This window comes from Flavobacterium sp. 40-81 (genome assembly GCF_001898245.1).
In the GTDB taxonomy this organism is placed as follows: domain Bacteria; phylum Bacteroidota; class Bacteroidia; order Flavobacteriales; family Flavobacteriaceae; genus Flavobacterium; species Flavobacterium inviolabile.
Window position 1 is genome coordinate 1 of record NZ_MKTM01000010.1, and the last position, 24,492, is coordinate 24,492.

The window sequence follows — 24,492 nt, forward strand, 5'->3', positions numbered from 1 at the left end:
TAACTCATCATCTTTTTCCATTCCGTTAAACCCGTAACGATATGATTCTGAGGCTTCATGGCGGTTAGGTACCAGCATCCCAAACGGATAGTAATTATTATATGAAATTACATCTGGTAAAAACAGATAACTCGTATTATAACGTCCTATTAGTTTACGGTCTGTAATTACGGAAAGAACGTTCCCTAAATGGTTCGATAATTCGTAGTTTTTATCTCCTACAAAACGATAGGCTGTAACCGGTGTTCCAATTGCTGCAGATGTACCCTGCCCTTGATCCAATCCTTCACAAACATCTCCAATACCATCTCCATCAGCATCTTCCTGACCTGGATTGTAAATCGTTCTACAGTTGTCACAAGCATCTCCTCTACCATCACCATCCGTGTCAATCTGATTGTAGTTCGGATTGTTAATACAGTTGTCACAAACATCTCCTCTACCATCACCATCGGTATCGGCCTGGTTTGGATTGTACGTATTCACACAGTTATCACAAACATCTCCAACACCATCACCGTCAGAATCTTTCTGATCCGGGTTAAATTTATTCGGACAGTTATCCATCGAATCCGGAATTCCGTCACCATCAGAATCTAATGCTGTAGGCCCACAATACGATTGCGTATACGGAACACCATTTCTTGTCATGGTCAACAAATTATTGGTTGCCGTAGGCTGTCCAACCGGTCCTTCATCAAACGGGAAGACATATACCGGAGTATTATCTGAGCCCTGACCATTATTCACTGTGTACGTAAAATCACACATTTCAACAGGTACTCCCTGGAACGAATTTCCAAAATAGTTCCCGTCAACATTTCCGTATGTTTTTGCGGTTTTACCTAAAGTATTCGAAACAGGATCTGGCTCCGGGAATTCTCTTGTATCTCCAGATTCCGGCCCGTTTAACTCTTGATTTACATTCGTTATAAAATCTCGCGACGTGTAAACATTTCCGTTAATCGTAAACTGAGGGCTAAAACTATCGCCACTTACCGATACCTTCGCATGGAAATTCCATTCTGTTTCCGGTATCGCATTTCTCAACTCATAGGTCCAAACGGTTTTATAGTTTCTATAATTCCAACGTCTGTGGAAAACAAAAAACGGTTTATAACGGTGGAACCTTTTGGTATACTTTTCAACTTCTAATGCCGGCACATAGGCACCATTGGCATTTCTCTTAATCACAATACGCGCAATACTATTATCCCATTGTTTATATTCCGGTCTTCTGGCACCGTCTAAAGTTACTAACGCATGATTTTGATTGACTGTCATCGCTGAGCCTCCAACAATTTTGAAATTCGTTCTGATTTCAAATTCTTGTGTTTTTCCGCCCTGATCGAAGAAATTGATGCTCTTGTCGCCATCGCCCCAAGTAACATTGTTATTTCCGCTAAACGATAATCCCCAAATAGAAGACGGTGTTGTTAATAACGCCTGCGAAACATTGTCTGCAATTTGTGCCGTAGCAACAAGCGCATCCATTCGTAAAGCGATTCCTCTTCCGGTATCCGCATTAAGCTCTTTTCTTCCTTTTTCAACTCCAAGACGACTACTTCCGTAAATCTCCTGCTCAATCAGGTAGTATTTAATCGGTTGTCCCCATCTCTTGATCATCTCATAGGTACTCAATGTATTTCCTTGTGCATCGCGTTGGTAGAACGTAGTGGTCACATCGTTTCCATTGGTAACAATTTTAGCAATTCTTTTTCCTAAACCATCGTATTCAAAATCAATTACAGTTCCGTTTGCTTTGGTTACCGATTTCACTTTTCCATCCACTCTCCAGCTAATACTTAAGCCTTCTTTTTCATCACGGGTCAACTGACCGATCTCATCATACTGATAGTTGTTTTTATCCTGGTTATCAATATCCAAGGAGGTATCATTCGGATTCGAGATGTCGTTGGTAAATGCATCATTTGGAACAGTATCGTTGATCTGTGTCAGCTTGTTTGTTCCATCCTGATAATGATATGTTAACTCATCCATTAAATCGACTGCGCCCAAGCCAACTGATCTTGGTGCCCAACGGTTTAATGTCATTATATTTCCATTTCTATCATACGAATAATTCGAACGATAGGAACTTTCATTATAGAAATCACTAACACTAAAGGAATTCATTTCCTTAAGTCTGTTTAGCTGATCATATCTGTAATAATTATACTGTGATAATAAATTTGCCTGCGTTGGATTCATTAAAGAGGTAACCATCGCTTTAATGTTTCCATTATATAAATTGTTATCACCTCCTAAATTTAAGGTATTGGTATAATACAGAAGTGAATTATCAACGCCATTTACAACATGATGTCTGGAAGCATAATCGCCTCTAAAATAATGAAGTGCAAATGCAAATGCATCTTTACCGGTACCATTCTGAGTACTTCCGTCATGGCCAATATCACTGGTTGAATAATAACTTTTTATTACCGTTCCTAATTTTTCCGAGTTTACCCCTTTAAGCCATCCCTGAAGCGTATAGAAATAATCCAATCCCTGAACTTGCTTATCTCCAATTACAAGTCGCGCTAAAGGACCATGTTCGTAATAGTCGTACTTCGCTTCTTTTTCCCATACAACTTTATCTTTACTGGTATAAACCTGTGTAATACGGTTATCGGCATCATATTCATAACGGTGAATAAACTGATCCGCTTTTTTAGGCTGATACGTAACACTATTCACGTTTCCACTCACCAGGTCATAATCATAAATAACTTTTTTGACATCCTGGTTTAAACTTTTTAAGATCTCTTTATTCGTATGATAAATAAGTTCTTTTACATTTCCATGGATATCATAATCGTACAAAACAGCATTATCATATCGGTCATTCGCGATGATTTCCTGTTCATCAAAGTTTACACCATCTTCCATGATGTTATACGTTAGTATAGCAGTAACTCTTTTGTGGTTATTATTATCGGAATACGATTCAAACCAACTGGTACTATTTACAACCGGAGTATCATAAAGTGTTCGGTTTACCTCATAGCGTTTATAATTATATGTTTCCAGATCGCTTACCGGAGAACCTCCAATTATAACGTTTCCTTCCTCATTAATATAGGCTTGCTGAGGCTCGTATTCTCCAGCTTCCACAATACGTCCCAGACCATCATAACGTGTGTAACTAAATCTTGGTTTTGGCATCGCCGCCTGTTTTGCATTTTGTGAGGCAATAATACGTCCTAACTGATCGTAAGCAAATCGCGTTTCACCACCATCCGGTGTTTTTTGCCATACCAGCTGATTCAGGGAGTTATAACGGTATGCCGTTTTCATCGTGTGATTAGGATCTACCACGATACCGTTTACAACCTGTTGCTCTTCTTCAGGCGTCGCGTTTCGAACAGTATTAATAGTACTGTCGGCTCCGGGTGCTAATCGGGATACCCCTTGCGGTGGAACTGTTTGCACTAAGTTTCCTGCCTGATCATAATAGTATAATGTATACTGGTATTCTTTATCATAAGATACTTTTGTCATCGACTCCTGTAATCCGCTGATAGCAGCCTGAATATATTTTTGTTTAAATTCTTCTCGTTTCGTAGCAAAATATTGCTCCATTAATTCCTGTAAATAAGTCTGTTGTACCGAGTGTACAAAAATCTCACAAGGGGTAGGAATATTATCTACTTCCAAATTAATGGTTGGTACCATAGGTGCCGGAGGACAAATTTTATTTTCCGTCACATATTGATTTACGAATTCACTCCACTCGATAAACGGATGCGACATCAAATACGTTCCATAGGCATTAATAACCATTTGGGTACCATTATAACCATAATTCAAATTGGTTGCTCCGAATTCACTTATCGTTATAAAGCTCGGCATACTAACATCGTAAGCTCCCGTTATATTCAAATAATGGATATAATCTGTAACCAGATATCCTAAGTTGGCTTCACAGAAATATTTCGCATCTTGAGCCAAATGATCCGGCATTTGATACCCTTGTACGATATCCATTATATCGCGGAACTGGAACCATTTATCCACACAAGCCATCGGAGGAACGGTAGACGGTATACAAGATGTACAAGGCACCTGAATTACTGAATTACATTTTCGTGCAGTAATGCATTTACTGGTACCGTTGGCAACAATTTGTGCTCCGGTATTCGTTGTAACCGTAGCTGTAAAATTACCCGATTGTGTATTGGTAAATGACAATCCCGAAATATTCGTAACATTTGCAAATGAAGCACCCGGTACCGTAAACACTACCTCACATTCTGATTCTTTAGCAAACGTAAATCCAATTTGAGAAGTGGCACTATTTTCTACTTTGTAGAAGTTATTGATACTGGCTGACGGAGCCGCTCCAGATAACTGAACATACGTATTTAAAGCCGGTAATCCGTTAGCTGTAGACCCATCGGCTACAGTTTGCTTTTGTATAAGATCCTTTAATACGGATGTCAATGCATTCGTTACCCCAAATTCTTCTTCGCAGAACGCTTGCTGAAGGCAGCTTATCGTACCATAAGCTTCCTGAATTCCAGCCGGAAAAGTCGACCCGAATCGGTCACCATCCGAAAACGGACCATGATGTACAAAAACACTAAAAGCATACGTATTATTGCCTAAATCCTGAAGTATCTTAAAGTTGGAAAAATGCGTAATACTCTGGACGTAAGTGTTAAAAGTCCCCCCTCTCTTTGGATAAGTATAAAGAGGAAGCTCAAATTGACATGCCGATGAACCGGCAAAGAAATTAAACTTAATTCCACTTTGGGTTGATAATCCGTTAGACCAGCTGGTTGTATACTGGTTCACCGTTGGATTGTTACCAATAATGTAAGGTGCTACAGCCTGCATTTCAACCGGATTATATCCATCTGCTATAATACTTGGTAAAAATGGTCCGGAATTGCCTCCTACACTCCAAAGATGATTCGTCAGGTTTAAGAAATTAGCACCAGCAACTTGCATCTGAGAAACTTCTTCCGTACAGATACAACTATAGTTTAATGGTGTGATACGTCCATTTAAGGTAAACACCTGATCTTTTAGATCCAGATAGCTGATTGCAATTTTGTCATCACCACTTGCAACACCATTCACCATATTTTTTTCAATCTTTATTCCCGTTACTCTATAAAAAGAGCCCGGAAGGAAAGATGGGTTTCCGGATTCGTTCACCAGATTATAAATCGTAAATGGAGTTGGACCGTTAACGGTAAAACTGGTATTCACACTACACGACCAGGTCGAATTTAATGCCAAGTCGCTTAATACCTCCGGCATAACACTGCTACCATAGGTATACTTATCATTTGGAGCGCCATTTAAGGCTACACCAGACGTAAACAACTGTCCCGGAATATTTGGATTTGTTCCTTTTAAAGCATTCATAACACGTACCAATGCTTTTTCAAAACGCACGCGTTTGTCGCAATTTTCACCTGTTTCTCCAGCCGAATCACCAAAACTACATTGTCCGATAGCCGCTTTAATAGTTCCTTCAAGTACTATCTCTTCTAGAGCCGGACAACTTGTTCCCGTAAGTCTTTTTAAAACCGCAACAATCTGGAATTTATAGGTATTATTGGCTGGATTAAATGATCCCGGTACATAATAAATGTTCTTGAAATCAACAATCTTAAAGTTTGTATTATAAGCCGTCCATGTAGGAGCTGGTAACGTTTCGTTACAGCCATTCATATAGTAACCTATAGCTAAAGATTGTGTTAGAATTCTAAGTTCGATTGGTTGTGCAATACTACCGCTCGCTGTATTAAAAGTAAGATTCAAACTCGCTCCCCCATTTACAATATTTCCATTAATGGTAACATTTTGCGGGTTTGCCGCATAAGCAGCCGGGTCTAACAATACCGAATTAAATAAATCCGGTGTTAACATCGGCATACTGTACGCATTAAAACCGTAAAGTAACAATCCCTGACTCTGGAAAGAAGGATTGATCAATCCTTTTAATAAACTTTCCGTGTCCACTAATAATGGACATTTTCCGGTTTGCTGATACGTATGTGCATCCGCATCGGCAGTAGCATCAGCAATTGCCTGTGCTCCCGGAACACCGGAGTTAAAGCCGTAATCTGCCGATATAAATCGTTTTTCTTTGTTTTTATAGTAACCCACTGTAGTTGTAGAACAAGCCAGTATCGTACCGGCAGGTGTTGTTGGAACCGGAGTTGCAAAAGCCTGGTTGATTCGCTGTAAAAGGTTAGTATAATTACTTGTCGTATTATATTTTTCAAATAGTGTTACAAAGGTATCAACGTTCTGTACGTCGCCAATACAACCGTTATAACCACTATTTCGTAAAGCAAACATATGGGAATATACCGTTCTCGTTTTTTGTTTAAACGCGATATAGTTATTCATAAAGCTCTTCCAAACACGCTCTTTTTCACTTGGATTCAGCGCATTAAGAATTGGAAGCAACTGGTTAACCGGAGTCGTAACCAAACTCTGATATACAGAAGCCGGCGCAATTCCATTACCAAAGACAGTCGTATAATACGCCATCTGAAGCATATTCAATCGTGCGTTATTAGCCAATTTAATACCCTCATAATTCGTATTCATCGCTTCCTGCAATAAATTCCTTCTCAGGTTAAAATCAGCAGCCGTTTCTACCTCGTACGAAATACCCTGTGCAGGCATTGTTGTAATCTGACTGTTATAGAAAGGGTCATTAGCCGTAATATTGACTAAATTTTGTACTATTCCATTTGTTGTAAAGACATTGGTATAATCCATGCCTTTAAGTTTCTCATCAAAGCTATCTGAATTATCTCCGGCTGAATTTGTTTTAGCACAAATTGCTTTATTGTATTTCAGATACTGGTATTCCGGGTGGTATGGCAATAACGCTTCTGCCCAGCTTGCTTGCCAGTTATTGACAAAATCCGTTACATTTCTTAAATATTGCGGACGTACATATTTATTATTTGAAGTAGGATCCAGTGGATCATCTTCGACACTAGCCGAAGGCATTACTTCCGGTATATAAGTATTATAATTGATTCTTTCGACTTTAACCTTTGCAAAGTCACCATTATCATCCATATATGGTGTTGCCGGTCTTCTCCAGTTGTAGTTCGATACATTTTGTGTAACGGTTAATCCGGTATCCAAATCGACATACGTCTGTGTCGAAGAACCACCATATAACAATTGGTTGTCTTCATTAAACAAACTCAAGGTATCATCTACACTAGTCGCAGGTGTTGTTGTTCCACCCGGTTGTGCCGTTGGAAAATCGATTCCCGAAATTGATCCGTATTGCCCGTGCGGACTAACATCCGACAACAATATGCTGGTATTGATATTACAGGTATCTCCCGGTTGTATACACAATTCTCTACAACCATCTAACATTGCTCTAAGTTCCTTTTTGAAACGAGTCACATATATATTGATTGTATACTGTGAAACAAGTCCATTCTGATCCACAAATAGTGATCCATTATAAGCAAATGAACTTCCTCCGAAATTGGTATTCAGATTGTCGATTACATATTTTCGTTCGGCAAGTAAGACATAATATTCTCTTACATTGATGTCACCCAATACACTTTCGTCTGTACCAGCAGGAAACGTTGTTCTATATGCTGCACATTCCTGTGGTGTCAAATAGGTACAAATCAGCGCTTCTTCACAACTTCTACACGTCACGTGACAGTCTTCTTCGTTAATATCGACCGTAAAGGCTCCCAAATCCGGATAACACACATTGGTCTCTTGTTTTAGTAATGTGATATAATCATCCGCATATTGCTCTAAAGCGGCCTGATTCACCCGGATATCTTTATTCAAAGTATACGAACCGATTTTTAACACACCCGTCCCAGCGACAGTACTAAACGCCATTGGTGGCGCGGGTGTAAACAAATTTAGGTTTACCACTCCTAATCGCATATAGCTAGGAGGCCCGCCGCCTCGTCTGAGTAATAAATCGTTCCCACAATCGTCCATAAGTCTGATGATCCAATCAAAGACAAAAGGATAGTGTTTTCCACCCATACAATAGTCGGTATAACTATTCGTAAGATGCGTGAATCCATAGTTAAAGGTTAGCGCTTCATCCTTAACAACACCTATCTGCTTATTTAAGCGTACTCCATCCAATAGGATTCCGTTTAGTCCGGTAGCATAGGCATCGTTATTCGACAACACATTCGTTGTTGTCTTCTGGTGTAATGCAGTATTGGTTTCATCTTCTAATGACACCATAGGTTCTTCCTGATTGTCTCCGGCCAATGCGGTAGCAATAGTTCTTCCCTGTGGATCCATATAACTGATGCTAATCTGTTTGTTCGGATCGACAACTACATTCTTTTTATAGCGTTTGAAATCCCCAACTTTATATCCAAAAAGTCGGTTTAATTCTTCCTGATCCGGTTGCAGATAAAAATAACTCATCTCATGACCGGTACCCAATTGAAGTTCTTGTCCCACGCTTCCTTTTCTTCGGATTCTCCCGGTATTATCCGGTGTATATTCAATCTGAGAAAAAGGATATTTATTGGCATTCGGCACATAATCCTGGTAGTTTCCTAGTATTGTATTTTCTTCCGAATAATATTTACTGGCTCCCGAGCTTTTTGACATTCCCGGTGGCACAATAGGTTCGCAGATTAATCCATTCAGTCGATCCCAATCGAAATCATGATGGGTAAAAACCTTTCCGTTATCATTTTTATTTAAGTCCCGGTAATAGCGAATACCGGAAGCTTCAATAGGTGTTGGTAATACTTCTATGGCAACACGTCCCTGATTATCATAGACCGATTCTCCTACAATGGTTTTATTATTGGTATTGGTTTTTGTAACCGTTTGACGGCTACGCAACGTACCGTCGAAATAACTTACAACCTCTTTTTTCTTACCATCTTCGGCAAAAGATGCCTGATATTGCCAGTTCTTTTTACCTACTTCATGATCGGCATCAATTTCAAGGAAAGTACCCCAGCTAGCTACATTCTGGAAAGCGCCGGCCAATCCTGAAGACCAGGTTCCAAAATAGCTCTTTTTGGTATCGTCCAGGAAGCGTCCAACCGGTCTTACACGGTATACCAGATATCCTTTGGAAAACACCAACGGAATTCTGTACTTTAATTCTTTGGTTTGTACTCTGGTACTATTCAGTTTAAAATCCTGCTCTGTTAACGCAATCTGGTTAGGCAACAATTTCGTACCGTTTGGCCCAAAGTTATCCACCCAGGTCCATTCCAGTTCATATTCCGTCGCTGGTGCGTCATTATAACGCGTCCAGTTGATTTCCAGTTCTTCGGCACCATCACTTACATTGTTAACCACCATTTCCGACATTCCATTGTACTTAATGAGTCTTCTCGTAACCGGATTAACCGTTGTATTTTTAATATTATAATAGCGATCCGTTTTAAACGATAGCCTCAAATAAGCCGCAGAATTACTAACCAAAGGGATAGCCTGATCCATTGCGTCCATATAACGTATATCCTCTACTGCAACATTGGCTTTATGAATACCTGGTAATTTATACACCACATAATCATTCATTTTTGCCGCTTCGTTTACATTATCACGTTTAATCTTTAGCGTAATATTATAGGCACTCAAAGAACCATTCGAATTATTAAATGGCATAATTTTTAGTCGTACCTCACAAGAGTATATGGCTAAATTTGCCCCCATATTAATTAAATCGTCCTGAAACCCAAAATGGACATATACCGCGGGATCTACAGATGTAAAAACATTCTGCTGACTTAAAAAAGCATATTTTGGATCGGTAACCTGAAGCATGGGTAAACTATGCAACTGGCTACCCGAACTATGGCCCCCCATAGTTTCTTCCTGTTGTCCAAAAACAAACGCTGTAAATAATGTAAATACTAAAATAAATAAACGCTTAGGGATATACATATATCTGATTTTTATTTTATGTTATTAGAAATAATTCGTTCATCAATTATTTCGTACTTTTTAAACCGTTGAGCTAAAACAATACTATTCTTACCGGAGATGGTAAGGTAGTTTTGCGTATTAAAAACCGAAGCTGGAATTGCTTTTCTGCTATAATCGCTATAAACCACTTCCAATCTCGGATAATTAACATCTGTTCCTTTATAATCTTTGGAAAAATTAATTCCCGTGTTATAGTAAAAGATCTGTTTTTGTATAAAATAGGTTTTCGATACATTTAAAACGATCTTGGAATAGGTCAATCCGGAATAGGCTTTCGGTTCCAGAATAATTTCCCAATGGGTTTTAAAATCTTTAAACGAATTCAGTTTACACAATTCGAATACTTTATTAAAATCGGCTTCCCCGAAATAATTGGCAACCGGATTCGAAACCACAATGGCATTTTCGGAATGGCTGACTTTTATATTGGTTTTCTTCGTATTAATAATCTCCGTATCGTTGATTTTAATATACACTTCGTTCTCTGCATTTTTGTAAAAGACGCCTTTATAGTTTTCTTCAACCTTAGTCGACTTATGATCTTTAAACAGTTTATAATCGGTTTTATACTGCAGCGGTTGTGCGATACTGTATCCGGCTGTAATTTTCTTAAAAACCTCTCCTACGGTTTGTGCCTGTACGAGACATCCCATCAAAAGGATGGAAACGGATGTAATGATTTTATGTACCATGACTACCCTTTAGTTTTTAATTACACTTCCGGAACGGGTTTCCTGAATGGTTTTCACACCTCTCTCCGTTTCTTTTTTAACACGCACCAGTCCGCCTTCATTGTCATACTCATAAAAAGTAGCGTAGTTGTTATCGTCTAATTCCGACATCAGCTTAAAGGTTTCCGGATCGTATACAAATGATTTCATACTACCTTTTAAAGGATGCACCCGTATATCATCAAAATAAACCGGAATACTCGGGCTATTATTCGTTAATTCAATTCCAATTGAAATGGTATTATTGATAGCACTTGTTGTCGAATACGGAATCTTAAATTTGGTAAAGATGCGTTGCCATCCGTCGATAATTTCACCGGAAGGTGTTGCCGTTATTCTCGCTATTTCGTGTTGCGGCAATGCCTGTTTGTTGTGATAGAAAATCAGTGTAATCGCAGGATTCACAAATGTTTTAAACTGCTCGTTCGTTTCTTCTTTTGCCCAGGCACTTAAGATATATTCCTTTCCGGGTTCCGGTTGGAACGAATAACAATCCTCACAAAAATCTTTTGTAATGGAGATTCCACAAGAAATCTGACTGTCTACCAATTTCTCCGAAAGGTAACGATCATCTGAACCCAGGATATTAAAGTTATCATGACCATAATAATCGGCTGGCTTAAAATAATCGATACTCGCTACCGGGAATTGATCTGCAGGATAACCCAATAAGAATTTTAATGATTTTCTAAGGCGTGACTCCGCTTGTGTTTGAATCACATCGGTATGTTCAACCGCGGCAATTCGGGCAAAATCGTTAGTCTGCAACGTAGGTGCTACCAAAGCTGGATTTAGATTAGGATCCTGGTTTTGAGCCATTCGCTGACTTACTACCGTTTCTGAATCCACATAGAAACCATTTTCGATTCCCAGTACATATAAATGCGAACCATTTGGTGTTAATGGGGTTGTTGGATTCGCCGGATTTCTATAATTATCAAATAATTTCATCGTGTTAACCAACTGCGAAACATTTGCTGTCTGACAACCATCGGTGATCATAATAACCCCCTTCGGTTTCATCGTAGTGCTTAATGCTTTTTGTAAAGCACCGTTCCAGTAATCGGAACCATGACTGATTCCCGATTGACCGTATCGGGCACCAAAACCGTTAATCCAGTTATTAAACTGATTTAAAGTCGAGCCATTGGTAACCTTAACCTGCATAATCGCATCGGTTCTGTTATAGGTATCACTGTCGGACATACCGATCAGGGAAATATAAATATTCGTTCCTAAATTATCATTCGTATCGGCCTGTTGCTGAACAAATGCTTTTAGTTGTTTTTTGATTTTTCGGATTTCGGTATCATCAAGCGATCCGGATTCGTCCACTACGATTGCCACGTGCGACACACAGTACAGTTCGTCCGGACACAAATTGATATGCTTAACCTTTCCGCCGTTGTTATTTACCGAACCATTACTGAAAGTCGTTTTGAATGTCGCCTGCATATCCGACGTAACATAATTATTGAACTCCACATTTGTGATACTAAAATTACCTAAAAGAGGCACTACCACATCATACTGCGATCCGTGTGGATTAAAGGAGAATGATATCGATCCTCCCGAATTCATAAAGTTGTAAATCTTAGGATTTGCATCCGAAATATACGGCGCCAAAGCTGTTAATTCCGTACAGGTATACCCATTAGGCACACCACCGATAGGGAGTGATCTTAATTTATTGATCAAATTAAGAAACAAGGTTTTAATTATCGGAGCATTTGGATTCGTTGTCGTACAATATACAGGTGTTGCCGGACAAAAATCGATATGTTTTACCGTATGATTCGGCTCCATTGCATTCGTATTTAAGAGCACCGGAATAGTCGAAACTAAATTGGCCGATGAATATCCGGACAAATCGATACCGGTTACAGTGGTATTTGGCGTATATCGAAGCGAAACGTCATAATCACTTCCATGATTGGCAAATGAAAAACGGAAATATTCCCCGTGATTTGCAAAGTGTGCATTATAAATTTTAGGATTCGGATCCGAAATATACGGCGCCAAAGCACTCAATTGTGGTGGAAAATACCCATCTGCTATCATACCATCGGTCACCATTTTGGTTACCAAATGATTTATCAGGTTAATATATAAATGTCTTACAATAATCGAATTTGGGTTATTAGAAGCACAAAAAGTACCACAATTCTGAACCGTAAACTGTTGTTGAACCGAAAATGTACAGCCGCTATCATAATTCATAACATCCATATAAAGCGTATACGTACCCGCTTCAAGCGCATTGATATACACCTCACTTGCACCGCTATATGTACCGGCATACACGGTAACGCCACTTGAATTTTGAACCGTGATATTATAATCGGCACTGGACATAGAAGGATAGAAAGTAGCCTTAATAAATTGCCCGGAACACAAGGTTTCCAATCCGGAAGAACTTGATAATATCATTCTGTTTTTGTCACCACAAACGGGTAATTTATCTGGGCAGAAATCAATGTGCATAAACTCAAATTCCTTTAAATGGATTCTATAGCCAGGATAATTATCTGAATAATCTCCTTGCAAATTCAAATAATGATGAAAATCGGTATAACCACTTAAATCAATGTCAAAATTAACATAGGCGATATCCGAAAAATCACCGTAAAGCCGAACATCATACTCACCATGATCCCCAGTAAAAGAAAAACGCATTTCCCTTAAACGATTATTAGAAGGATCAACATCGGTACCGAAATGTGATATCTTAGGATTCGGATCTGTAATAAATGGTTTTAATGCGTTAAATTCCGGAGGGTTACTTCCTTCAATCTGGTAATCCGGTACACCACTATTTTTAGCATTAACCAGGTATTTTATAAACTTCAGGAATATATTTTTTACTATCGGTGAATTGACATTATTTCTGGTACACGATTCCCAACGCTTTTTATCGGTTGTTACTGTCGTTGCGTTATCCGCTACAACCTTTGTCTCCTTTGATTCCACTACACTCTTAGCCACTGTAGCTTGTGTCGCCATTGGAGCGCTGTCCATATATTTAGGCAACTCTCCCATTGGCTCCAGCAAATCTTCGGCTAATTCGCCGGTTACTCTATTCCCATTAATTAAAAAACGGGTCAACGCCTGAAATGCATCCGGATCTGCTTTTAATTCTCCAACAAGATTATTGTCGTTTAAAACAATATCGGTAACATGTCCGTCTTTAACCGTTACACCATACCATCCCGTTTTCTTTGCAGCATCCCAGGAAGTCACAATTGCCTTAGGATTCGTGACATCCCAGCCTTTATTGTTTTTCCATTGCTTACCATTAGTACTGTTATATATATCAACCAGTGCCTGTCTTTCTTCCGGAGAAACCTGAGCCAAAACAGTCATGCCAGACAATAGTAAAAACACTATTAAAACTAAATTTTTCAATTTTATACTAATCATCACTACAACTATTTTTTAATGTCTTTAGCTAATTTATTTTCAACCGGTTTTATTTTCGTCACTGGACTTGGCACTTCAACGCAGGAAACAACTTGTTTTTTAAGCAGGGCACTTTTTCCAGCCTCCACTTTTAAACTCTTTCTACCGGTATGCGATTGTTTCGACGAAACACTTATCTCATTTGGCTTCAGTTGTCCCTGGAAATTAAAGTGAGCTGATGTTGGACAGGTAGAAAAATCATAATCTTCAAAACCGTCAAAAGCCATTTCTTTATATTTTGCATTGGATGCAACAACAACCGGGAAACGGTTATTATAACCGTAGAACGCCGATGAATAACGGTTTAACGCATCTTTGTTTTCCACTTCCTGACCATATGGGCTGAACTGTGTTACTTCTGACGCAAAAGTCCATTTACCAAAATTGGTATACTGAGGGCTTTTTTCCCATAGTCTGGTGTAAGCATTATAAACATAGAACGAATTGAAATTATTAAAGAAACCTGTTTTTCGTAGTGTAGGGTTCTGATCATTCGTGTTATCCGTAAAATTTCTTCCTGTTAAATACGCATACGATTTGTTGGCTCTCCAGTTTCCTAAGACATTATACAGATACGGATTATACGAGTTTGCGGCGATATCATCCGGGTCACTGGTATTATTGTCTTTTTCATATTCAAAAACAAGGTTTCCATTTTCGTAGGTCATCTTTGGCAAATCACATTCACATTGCGCTGCCCAGATATTATTGTATTCTACTGCCGATGCATTTACGATTCTGTAATCGTTAAATGTTGACGAGAAAAACGGGTTGTATCCGATGTTTGACTTCATCGTTACCATCTGATTGTTTCCGTTATAATTATAAAGCGGGTTCTTAGTCGATGTTATGGCTGCCATGGAATCTTCCAGCATATTTCGATATCCGGATCGGATTATCTTCATTTTACCATAAATGATATTATCCCGGGTTATACGCAAACCATTGCGATCAATCAGCATAAATTCACTTCCACTCGTTTTAACAACCCAGGCGAAAAATGTTTTGTCTTGTTCTGATCGATTGATTCCATCAACCCATACTTCATCACCATCCATTAAATAATCGGAAGCATTATAACCTTCCATTTTATATTTATCGGTGTTATTTATATTGGAAATACTACACTCTAATCCGATATTTTTCGCTACCTGTCCCATTCCTTTATACGACCAGTATGCCGGGAAGTTAAAGCTGTAGTAATTATCGTTATATTCATTGGTCGTTTGTGTCAACAATACTTGTCCGGTATCGGCATCCCATGCATTATTTTTGGCAGATACTTTAGAGCCGACATCATAAGCTATTTTTTCCGACAGGATACCACTACTATGAATCACTTTTGTCGTTACAGCAGTTCTAATCTGATTTTCGTGTTTCGAATAACTTGGCAATGGAACCGGTATAATCACGAAAACCATAAACAACGGAATACCGGCAGTATTAAAGTGAATACCGGCCGTTTGTGTTACCGATTTACTTTCTCTAAAGTCGTTGATCACATCGTAATCCACTCCCACCAGTTTTGAGCTTATATTTCCGGCGCCGTCAATGGTTGTAACCACATTGTTGAGTTTCCCCTGATTTTTAGGTGCGCCTGGATTTTCTCTGTATTTATAATCCACTCCGGAAATAAATGCTACTTGTCCTTCGGCATAAATACGTTCGCTCTTCGTTTTACCGTCCATATCATTGGTATGGATCGAGTATCCCTGTGACAGTGTTAAATGATCTCTGACATTGATCTTTAACAAGCTCGCCAGAATATCCGATTTATCATAACGCGATGACATAGGCGTATAGTTAACCACAGTTGGAAAATCGTAAGTCGTATAGAATTCGGTTACCACATGTCCTGTAGCGTGTCGTTTTACCACACCAGGATTCCGCGGGCCTAATATTTTTCCTCTTTCAAGGTTTTTAACCACTACCCGACTATAGGTAATTTTCGGTGATGGGAAAAACGATTCTCCAAAAGGTTTTTCGATATAGTTTTCCGTTTCAGGTCCTAACAATAAACTTTTGCTGGTTTTATCATAAAACGGTTCTACAAAAGGATTTTCTTTAGAACCAATCGGCTCATAGCTTGCTACTCCCGATGTTTTACCCTGTTCCGTTTTATAGCTATATACCTGACCGTAATGCTGTTTGTATAGCTCATCACTTGGATTATCGGTCATTATCTGCCATTCGTCATGCATTTTAACTTCTTTTACACGACTACCGCCACCGATTTTTTCACGGTTCGGCTGCATTAAACGAATCCATGATTTTCCGGAGATAAATTTGCTGGCGATTCCTTTTTCTTTTAGTTTTCCATTTGGACTTTTGAAAATATCCAATAACGTCGGAAGCCAGCCAATAAGTTCCATCACAACCCCTTCAAGATTGTTGGTATCTTCTTCATTGTTCATACTATAAACCACGCGGTTCAGGTTTTGTCTTCCGAAATACCAACCCGCTTTCGATATCGGGTTCACTTCCGGATTACCACCGTCGCCCTGGTTTACCATTTCAATTTTAATAGACGCATAACTGTCACCGTTACCGTCCTGAATAAAGTTATACGTTTGATTTTTGACCACGTTTAGATAACCCGTCACATAATCGTATTTGGCATTATCATTTGGTGCCATATTCACTAAAAACCTAAAATAAACCGGGTCATTTTGGATTGGTTTGATATAACGCTCGTGGAAGTTTTCAAAATTAGAATCGTCTAATTTGATGTACAAATAACGCGAAGGGTTAAATGATTCATATAGTTTTGTATTGTTTAACTGACTCAGGGATGTTAATGGCGCCTGACCGGCTCCTACCACTTTAAACATTTCCATAACATCGCGATCCTGAACATGAGCATAATCGTCGGCTTCATAATTCAACTCTATTCTACCGCCCGATGGCAAACTAACGTTGTTTAACAACCAGGCAGAAGCATATTGATCTGCAGCAGTTCTGTCTTTTTGATCTACATATCCGAATTCGGCATTAGATAATGCATCGTTTGTTCCGCAACCTACATTCGCCGCAACCGGCTTGTAATTCCCCCATATATCATAGGCTTTCATATCATAAGAAGGATTATACCCATAATTAAAGGTATACGGTGTGTATTTACCCATATTTGATTTCTTATAGGTGAAATACACTTTTTTAAGTGTCAGCTTTCCTTTTTGACCATCGTAAGCGCCTCCCGACATATTTGCGTTTTCGTGGTTTTCGACACCCTGACACAAACTATAGTCGTATTCAAAATGTGCTACTTTAATAGGTGTAGCCCCTGTAGGATTGGCTAAATATTCCGGTTTCGAATACAATGAAATCTTATCCAGTTTATACGATTTGGAATCCATTCCGATTCCTCCGTTTTCACCTTTTACACCATAGGCGTCTTTACGTGCCGAAATCTCAAAAATAGCAACATGTGTTTTTGTTTCAATTTTTTTGATATAAAGCATTTCTTTTTCACCATACTGATAGTTTCCTTTATTATCCTTTTTACTGGAACGCAATCCTTCGTCATAATTGGCTACATTCTCTTTAAACGGAATACGCCATTTATACGGTTGTGTATTATTATAGGTGAACTTGGTATAGGCTCCTAAATCGTCATCAGTAGGACCATCGTTTTTTAAATCCTGATAATCGGATGATAAAACAGACGTCAACAAATAGGTGTGCGCATAAGCCGGTGTCGTAATACGGTTAAAATACTGATCGCCATCTCTACTGTTATTTGACGAGTTATCACTTCCCGGATTATAATTTACCATTCCTTTCGAACAGTTTACACCCGGATTACTTCCTACATCAAACGTAGCTTCTTTTTTTACGGAGTTATACGCGGCGCGTCCGAAGATATAGCGTTCGCCACCTTCTTTTATAATGCGTACCTCAGAGGTATGATGATCGTGTTTTCCAGCTAATGAATACGGGCTAAATTGCGTTTGAAATCCAAATCTCTTCGCTTCTTCACGGGTTAATTTTTGGATAACCTGATTTCTGCCCAGACGTCCTTCTCTTTTTACATAGCTACCCCCCAATATATAACTACCGTTTCTGGAATAGTTCAGAATGGTATTTCTTGAAAACTTAGTACCTCCGATTTCCAATTTAATCGGATCATAACCTCCTAATTGCGTACTGAATAAGTTTAATTCTTTATCGACATGGTTTCCTCCGATATTCTTAAAAAACACTTTTTCATAATCTACTTTATTACCATTAACCTTCTCTCTAAATCGTGCCAAAGCAGGATTACCACTCACCCACAATCCGGTTGCGCTGTTACCTTTAGTAATCGTGGCATCGAAACCAAAGTGAATACCTCCACCGGCTCCAAATTCAAGACCTAAACTACCTCCATTCGTATCGTCCTGTACATAATTATCGTACACAAATCCTACTTGTGATTTATAGGGACGGTACATTCCCGACACTCCTTGTCCCTGAATACTATACAAATCGTAGGTATTGTTCGTAACCGGTAATGATGTTGTATTTTTATTAAAGGTTCTGTCTTTTTCTCTGTTAAAATCTAAAATATCGGTACTTCCGGCACTATAGCTGTTTTCAAAACCATACCCTCTTTCTGTTTTATATTTTTCAGAACTTTTAATTCCCTGACTGGTTCGGTATCCGGAAAACTTCATTCCCGGTTCCACTCCCCAAAACTCCGCTTCGATATTCATCCCAAACATATAGTTGGACGACACCATTCCAACGCGTTTTGTTGGTGTAAAAGACGCATCCCCAAACGACAATGAGCCTGACAATTCATCACGCTTATCTCTTACATTTTTAAGATTGGTATTGTTTTTGGTTGACTTATACGACATCATTGCCGACTCTAGTCCTTTTCGGCTGTTTAAGCTTACCCCGGCACTTCCGGTTAAAGTATAATCCTTTTTATCTTTATCGCTTTTCTTCTTTTCGAACGACACACTTGGTGTTACCGAAACACCTTCGGAAGACGAAGATTCCATATTCATCTTTACAGAAAGGTTATCACTGATCTGATAACTCAAACCACCATTAACCGAAAATCCAAAACCGTCGTAATTGTTATACTTCACCCCAAGACCGACACTTGGAATGGCCATTTCGCCAATACCAAATCCGGCTAAAAAGAAGTTTGCACTGGATCCGATAGTCACATTGTCTTTCATGTTATTTTCATAGATCATCTCATCTCCTTTGAAATCATCCGGCAAACCGCGCATTTGTCGGTTAATCTGCCCAACGTTCAAATCCCAGCCTAAACCAACCCATGAGGCTTCCTGATCCATAGTAATTCCGGAATTGTATGCCAGGTTTAACGGATAACCACCAACATCCATAATTGGAATATTGTAGTTAAAATCACCGCTGGCCAGATCGACCATATCCGATGTTCCGATTGGAGTAAACGACTCAAACTCCGGTTGCGAAGGACCCGCGGTTAAAGCATATGCCGCCATTGGCTGAACCATTTCTAAAAACAACATCATTGCTAAATAAATAGCAACGACTTTTGTAACCTTACTCGTTCTGATTTTTTGAATCATAATAATATTTCTGTAAATGTGTCTTTAAACTTAAACTTCAATGTTCCTTTGCGGAATAACTTGTCTTTATAAACCAATTGAATTTTCTCATTGGGATCGATACCGGAGAAAAACAACACAACTTTCTGGAAAGGTGCTATTTTATAATTGCGCTCGTAGGAAACGCCGTTACACGGTATCGTATCATTTTTGGAAGTAACCACATAAAAATCATTATTGATGGCAAACGCCATATATTTAACCGCATTGGCATAAGGCAATCCGGTAAATTGATCGGACAAAAGATCTTTTTCCTGATCCTGCTGGAACGTAAACTCAACTACCCGTTCCTGTTTGTTAGCTTCATACAGGGAGTCCACTTTAAACAGATCAGTCGTTCCCTGGTCTTTTAAAATGTAATATTGAATTGGCACTTCGGTAGCCGTAAAATTGATATCGTCTACTTTTTGGGAATATTCGCGCGATTTCCAGCCGATTTTCTCTAACTGAAAATAACGGGAGCGGATTTCTGAATCATCCCTGCCCGTTGTTGTCTTTTCTTTTTTACAAGAAAACAGTGAAAAAACAAAAAATATGAAAAGTAGTTTTTTATACACCCGCATATTTTTTATTTAGACAAACTATGTATTTCATTTCGAATCACCATTGATTTCTTATCTAAAATTCTTCTTCCTTAGTGTTAAAGTGCCTAAAAAACACCCCTTTGCCTTTTCACAACTAAGGCATTAGTTACTACACCCATGTTAAAGCACGTAGTATTACTTGTTAAAATTCTCACAAAAATAAAATTTTCTTTCTAAGAAAAAAGCCTCTTGTGTAAAAATTATAATACTAAAATGTTATTTTTTAGAAAAAACACTACAAAAAGTATCCTAAAACCCTTGTGAATCCTACAAAAAGTCAGCATCTCAAAACAAGTAATAAAAAATAAAAAAATTCACCAATCGCATCAAAATTCAGAAACAAACAAAATTTCATACTTATAATCAAATTCCCTACTTTTGAAGCATCAAAAAAATGCTAAGGATGAGCGCAACAAAACACAATTGGACAAAAGAAGAGATTATTGATATTTACAATAAGCCTTTAATGGATTTGCTTTTCGAAGCAGCGACAATACACCGAAAAAATCACGACCCAAATACAGTACAAGTTTCCACATTATTATCGATCAAAACAGGAGGTTGTCCTGAAGACTGTGGTTATTGTCCTCAGGCAGCACGATACCACACTAGTGTTGAAGGAAATGACTTAATGTCTGTTCAGCAGGTAAAAGCACAGGCTTTAAGAGCAAAGTCAAGCGGATCATCCCGTGTTTGCATGGGAGCAGCATGGAGAAACGTTAAAGACGGACCGGAATTTGACCAGGTTCTGGAAATGGTAAGAACCATCAACAAACTGGACATGGAAGTTTGCTGTACGCTGGGAATGCTTACCGAAAATCAGGCACATCGTTTGGCCGAAGCAGGTTTATATGCTTACAACCACAACCTGGATACTTCGGAAGAATACTATAAAGAAGTTATTTCGACCAGAGGCTTTGAAGACCGTTTACAAACCATTGAAAACGTAAGAAAAACCAATGTTACTGTTTGCAGCGGCGGAATCATCGGAATGGGAGAAAGTATCGAAGACAGAGCCGGAATGCTGGTAGCACTGTCCACCTTAAACCCACAACCGGAATCTGTTCCAATCAATGCCTTAGTAGCCGTTGAAGGAACACCAATGGAAGAAGAAAAACCGGTAGAAATCTGGGAAATGATCCGAATGGTTGCCACAACCAGAATCATCATGCCGGAAACACAGGTACGTCTTTCTGCAGGAAGAACACAAATGTCAAGAGAAGGACAGGCTATGTGTTTCTTTGCCGGAGCAAACTCTATCTTTGCCGGAGACAAGCTGTTAACCACGCCAAACCCGGATGTAAACGAAGACATGAAAATGTTTGAAATGCTTGGCTTACAACCACAGAAACCATTTATAAAATTAATGCAGCCGGAAACGGTTGAAGCCGAAGATTCTAAATTCCAGGCCTTAGGAGAAAAACCAAAATGGTCAAGACCAGGACACACTATAGAACGGAATCTGGAAGCCTCAGCAAAAAAATAAACCTGGAAAACTTTTTAAATTTTTAATTTATTTTAATTTAAAATAATTTTACGATAAGATAAAGCTTTCTTAACTTTGCTCCTGTTTAATAGCATAAAATAGGAGCATCTTTTTATAAGTAATATAAACATTTCTTATGGCTTTACATTTAACAGAAATTGAGCGCGTAAAAACTATTTCAAAAGAAGACTTTTACAACAACTACGTAAAAAAACAGAAACCTTTAGTCATTGAACAGCTCACCAAAGATTGGCCGGCTTATGAAAAATGGAAGTTAAATTATATTAAAGACATAGCGGGAGACAAAACGGTGCCACTTTATGATGACAGACCCGTTTCCCACGAAGATGGATTTAATGAGGCTCATGCCAAAATGAAAATGGCAGACTACATTGACTTATTACAATCCAAACCCACAAATTACCGTATTTTCCTATACAACTTAATGAAGGAAGTTCCTTCACTTCGAAATGACTTCAAATGGCCAGATATTGGTTTACGCCTTGTAAAACAATTGCCTATGCTGTTTTTCGGAGGAGAAAACTCCAAAGTTTTCATTCATTACGATATTGATTACTCTAACATTTTGCATTTCCATTTCCATGGAAAAAAACAATGCATTCTGTTTGATCCGGACCAGACACCGTATCTGTACAAAGTACCGCACGCACTGATCTCCAGAGAAGATATCGATTTTGACAATCCTGATTTGGAAAAATGGCCGGCTTTAAAACAGGCTAAAGGACTTATTTGCAACCTTAATCACGGGGAAATGCTGTATATGCCGGAAGGATACTGGCATTACATGAAGTACTTAACTCCCGGATTCTCGATGAGTTTAAGAGCTTTTCCACGCAAAATAACCAATTTATCCAAAGCCGCTTACAATGTTTTTGTAATGCGCCATTTTGATAACTTTATGCGCAAATGGAAAGGACAGGAATGGATTGATTACAAAAACGAACAGGCTGTTATCCAGACACACAAAAAACTCAACATAAACGTTTAAAACTAACCTCAAAGCAGCTAAAATTGATGCAGAACAATCATAAATCCTACACAATTGAAGATGCTACGAAAAAACTGGAATACTATTGCAGTTATCAGGATCGTTGTCATGACGAAGTAGTCAAAAAACTTCGGGAAATGAACATGATCCCGCAGGCTATTGATGTAATAACCGTTCACTTAATTGAACATAAATTCCTGAATGAAGAACGTTTTGCCTGTAGTTTTGCCAGAGGAAAACACCGGATAAAAAAATGGGGAAAAATCAGGATCGTTAACGAATTAAAATTCCGGAATATCTCTAAATACAATATCGATACAGCGCTTAAGGAATTTACACCCGAAGAATATTTCGAAACATTTGAAACATTAGCAGTCGCAACATGGAACACTATAAAAGAAACCAATAGCGCCAAAAAGAAAAAGAAATTTTGTGATTTCCTGCTCCGAAAAGGATACGAATCAAACTTAATATACGAGAAACTCTCAGACTTAGCAAACCAGGATTAAATCCTGGTTTTATTTTGACAGCAAAACACTAACCGCATTCCCGCCAAATCCAACAGCATTGACCAGTACTTTCCGGATTTTAGCCGCTCTTGTATAAGGTTCATGCACATAAGGAACGCCTATAAACTGCTGCTTTTCCATCATCAGTAACGCCAGCTCAACACTCAGTATTCCGGAAGAACCGAAAGTGTGCCCGATCTTCCATTTATTGGTCGTCAGCAAAGGCTTTGCATCACCGAAAACTTTCGCAATCGCGTTCAGTTCCGATGTATCGCCTTTTATAGTTCCCGGTGCGTGCATCACGATAACATCTACCGATTCGGGTGGCGCACCATTCAAAGCCATTTTCATCGACTTCTGAAAACAATCAGCATCCGATGATATCGAAATATTATGTTTTAAAACTTCCGTAGCATAACCGATTCCTTCCACATAAGCCAGGGCATTTGCTCTTTCACCGGTTTCAAGACAGGCAATTGCCGCTCCTTCCCCCAGAACCATGGTATTGCTTTTTTTATCGGGATCCAATGCTTTACAGGGAAACACATCGGTTGTTGTTGCATATATTTTAAGCGCCTTCATCTGTGCCATCGTAAAGGGCGTTAACGGCGCTTCACTCCCTCCCACCAGGAATTTATCGGCCATACCCGATTGCAGCCAGGCCACGCCGTTTAAAAGCGCATGCAATGCCGTAGAACAGGTAATGGAATGGGAAATATCCGGACCAACACTTCTCAAATCATTGGCAACCCAGGAAGAAATATTGCCAAGAGTAGTGGTAGGCGATGTAAGCGTTTGTGTTCTTCCGGTTTCCAAAAACTCTTTATGATGCTTTTCAAACAATTGCGTAGCGCCCCGGGACGATCCGATATTGACTCCGAACACATGGTCTTTCCAACCGGCCATCGCTACCGCATTTCTCGAAGCTAAAAGTGCATACAGTACCGAATTATCCAAAGCTTTATACTTGATATCGGAACTCCGCAGCGCCTCTATTTTTGCTAACAAGACAGCTGATAAAACAGAAACCGGAAACGACTGTTCTCCGATTTTCGTTTCCTGTATTAAACTTTCCGGACGAAGATATTCCTTCCAGACAGATTCCGGCGAATCGCCCAAAGGAGAAACGGAAGCCAAAGCCGTTATTGCAATTTTATTTTTCAACACAATAGTATTACGCA

9 protein-coding genes are annotated in these 24,492 nt (G+C 39.0%); 3 read left to right on the forward strand and 6 right to left on the reverse strand.

The window, feature by feature from the left end:
• The 5 genes from BGO42_RS02960 to BGO42_RS02980 all read right to left on the reverse strand — a co-directional run.
• Positions 1–9,825 (reverse strand): thrombospondin type 3 repeat-containing protein (locus BGO42_RS02960; protein ID WP_286748674.1); only part of this gene is annotated, 9,825 nt, incomplete at its 3' end.
• An 89-nt stretch (positions 9,826–9,914) separates the two neighbouring features.
• Positions 9,915–10,637, reverse strand: a complete 723-nt coding sequence (locus BGO42_RS02965; RefSeq protein WP_273246048.1) for a LolA3 family protein — start codon at positions 10,635–10,637, stop codon at positions 9,915–9,917.
• A gap of 9 nt (positions 10,638–10,646) precedes the next feature.
• A complete protein-coding gene (locus BGO42_RS02970) occupies positions 10,647–14,096 on the reverse strand; it encodes a VWA domain-containing protein (protein ID WP_286748643.1) in 3,450 nt (1,149 codons plus the stop codon).
• An 8-nt stretch (positions 14,097–14,104) separates the two neighbouring features.
• A complete protein-coding gene (locus BGO42_RS02975) occupies positions 14,105–19,684 on the reverse strand; it encodes a hypothetical protein (RefSeq protein WP_273246045.1) in 5,580 nt (1,859 codons plus the stop codon).
• Positions 19,681–20,286 carry a hypothetical protein gene (locus BGO42_RS02980; RefSeq protein WP_273246044.1) on the reverse strand — a complete coding sequence of 202 codons (606 nt, stop codon included), beginning with the start codon at positions 20,284–20,286 and terminating at the stop codon, positions 19,681–19,683. Before BGO42_RS02980 ends, BGO42_RS02975 begins: the two co-directional genes overlap by 4 nt.
• A gap of 424 nt (positions 20,287–20,710) precedes the next feature.
• On the opposite strand from BGO42_RS02980, the gene bioB reads away from it, so the two are divergent.
• The 3 genes from bioB (at position 20,711) to BGO42_RS02995 (ending at position 23,311) form a co-directional block, all read left to right on the forward strand.
• Positions 20,711–21,793: a biotin synthase BioB gene (gene bioB / locus BGO42_RS02985; RefSeq protein WP_273246043.1), complete on the forward strand. Its 1,083-nt coding sequence runs from the start codon at positions 20,711–20,713 to the stop codon at positions 21,791–21,793.
• 136 nt (positions 21,794–21,929) lie between these two features.
• Complete coding sequence (locus tag BGO42_RS02990) at positions 21,930–22,802, forward strand: cupin-like domain-containing protein (protein ID WP_177731275.1); 873 nt, start codon at positions 21,930–21,932, stop codon at positions 22,800–22,802.
• A gap of 26 nt (positions 22,803–22,828) precedes the next feature.
• Positions 22,829–23,311, forward strand: a complete 483-nt coding sequence (locus BGO42_RS02995; protein ID WP_273246042.1) for a regulatory protein RecX — start codon at positions 22,829–22,831, stop codon at positions 23,309–23,311.
• Between the two features lie 9 nt (positions 23,312–23,320).
• Here BGO42_RS02995 and BGO42_RS03000 read toward each other — a convergent pair whose 3' ends face one another.
• Positions 23,321–24,475 (reverse strand): beta-ketoacyl synthase N-terminal-like domain-containing protein, encoded by a 1,155-nt coding sequence (locus tag BGO42_RS03000; protein WP_273246041.1) that lies wholly within the window; start codon positions 24,473–24,475, stop codon positions 23,321–23,323.
• Positions 24,476–24,492 lie beyond the last annotated feature (17 nt).

Coding starts and splice junctions, on each gene's coding strand:
- BGO42_RS02995 (WP_273246042.1), top strand. CDS start 22,829: ATGCAGAACAATCATAAATCCTACACAATTGAAGATGCTACGAAAAAA.
- bioB (WP_273246043.1), top strand. CDS start 20,711: ATGAGCGCAACAAAACACAATTGGACAAAAGAAGAGATTATTGATATT.
- BGO42_RS02970 (WP_286748643.1), bottom strand. CDS start 14,096: ATGATTAGTATAAAATTGAAAAATTTAGTTTTAATAGTGTTTTTACTA.
- BGO42_RS02975 (WP_273246045.1), bottom strand. CDS start 19,684: ATGATTCAAAAAATCAGAACGAGTAAGGTTACAAAAGTCGTTGCTATT.
- BGO42_RS02990 (WP_177731275.1), top strand. CDS start 21,930: ATGGCTTTACATTTAACAGAAATTGAGCGCGTAAAAACTATTTCAAAA.
- BGO42_RS02980 (WP_273246044.1), bottom strand. CDS start 20,286: ATGCGGGTGTATAAAAAACTACTTTTCATATTTTTTGTTTTTTCACTG.
- BGO42_RS02965 (WP_273246048.1), bottom strand. CDS start 10,637: ATGGTACATAAAATCATTACATCCGTTTCCATCCTTTTGATGGGATGT.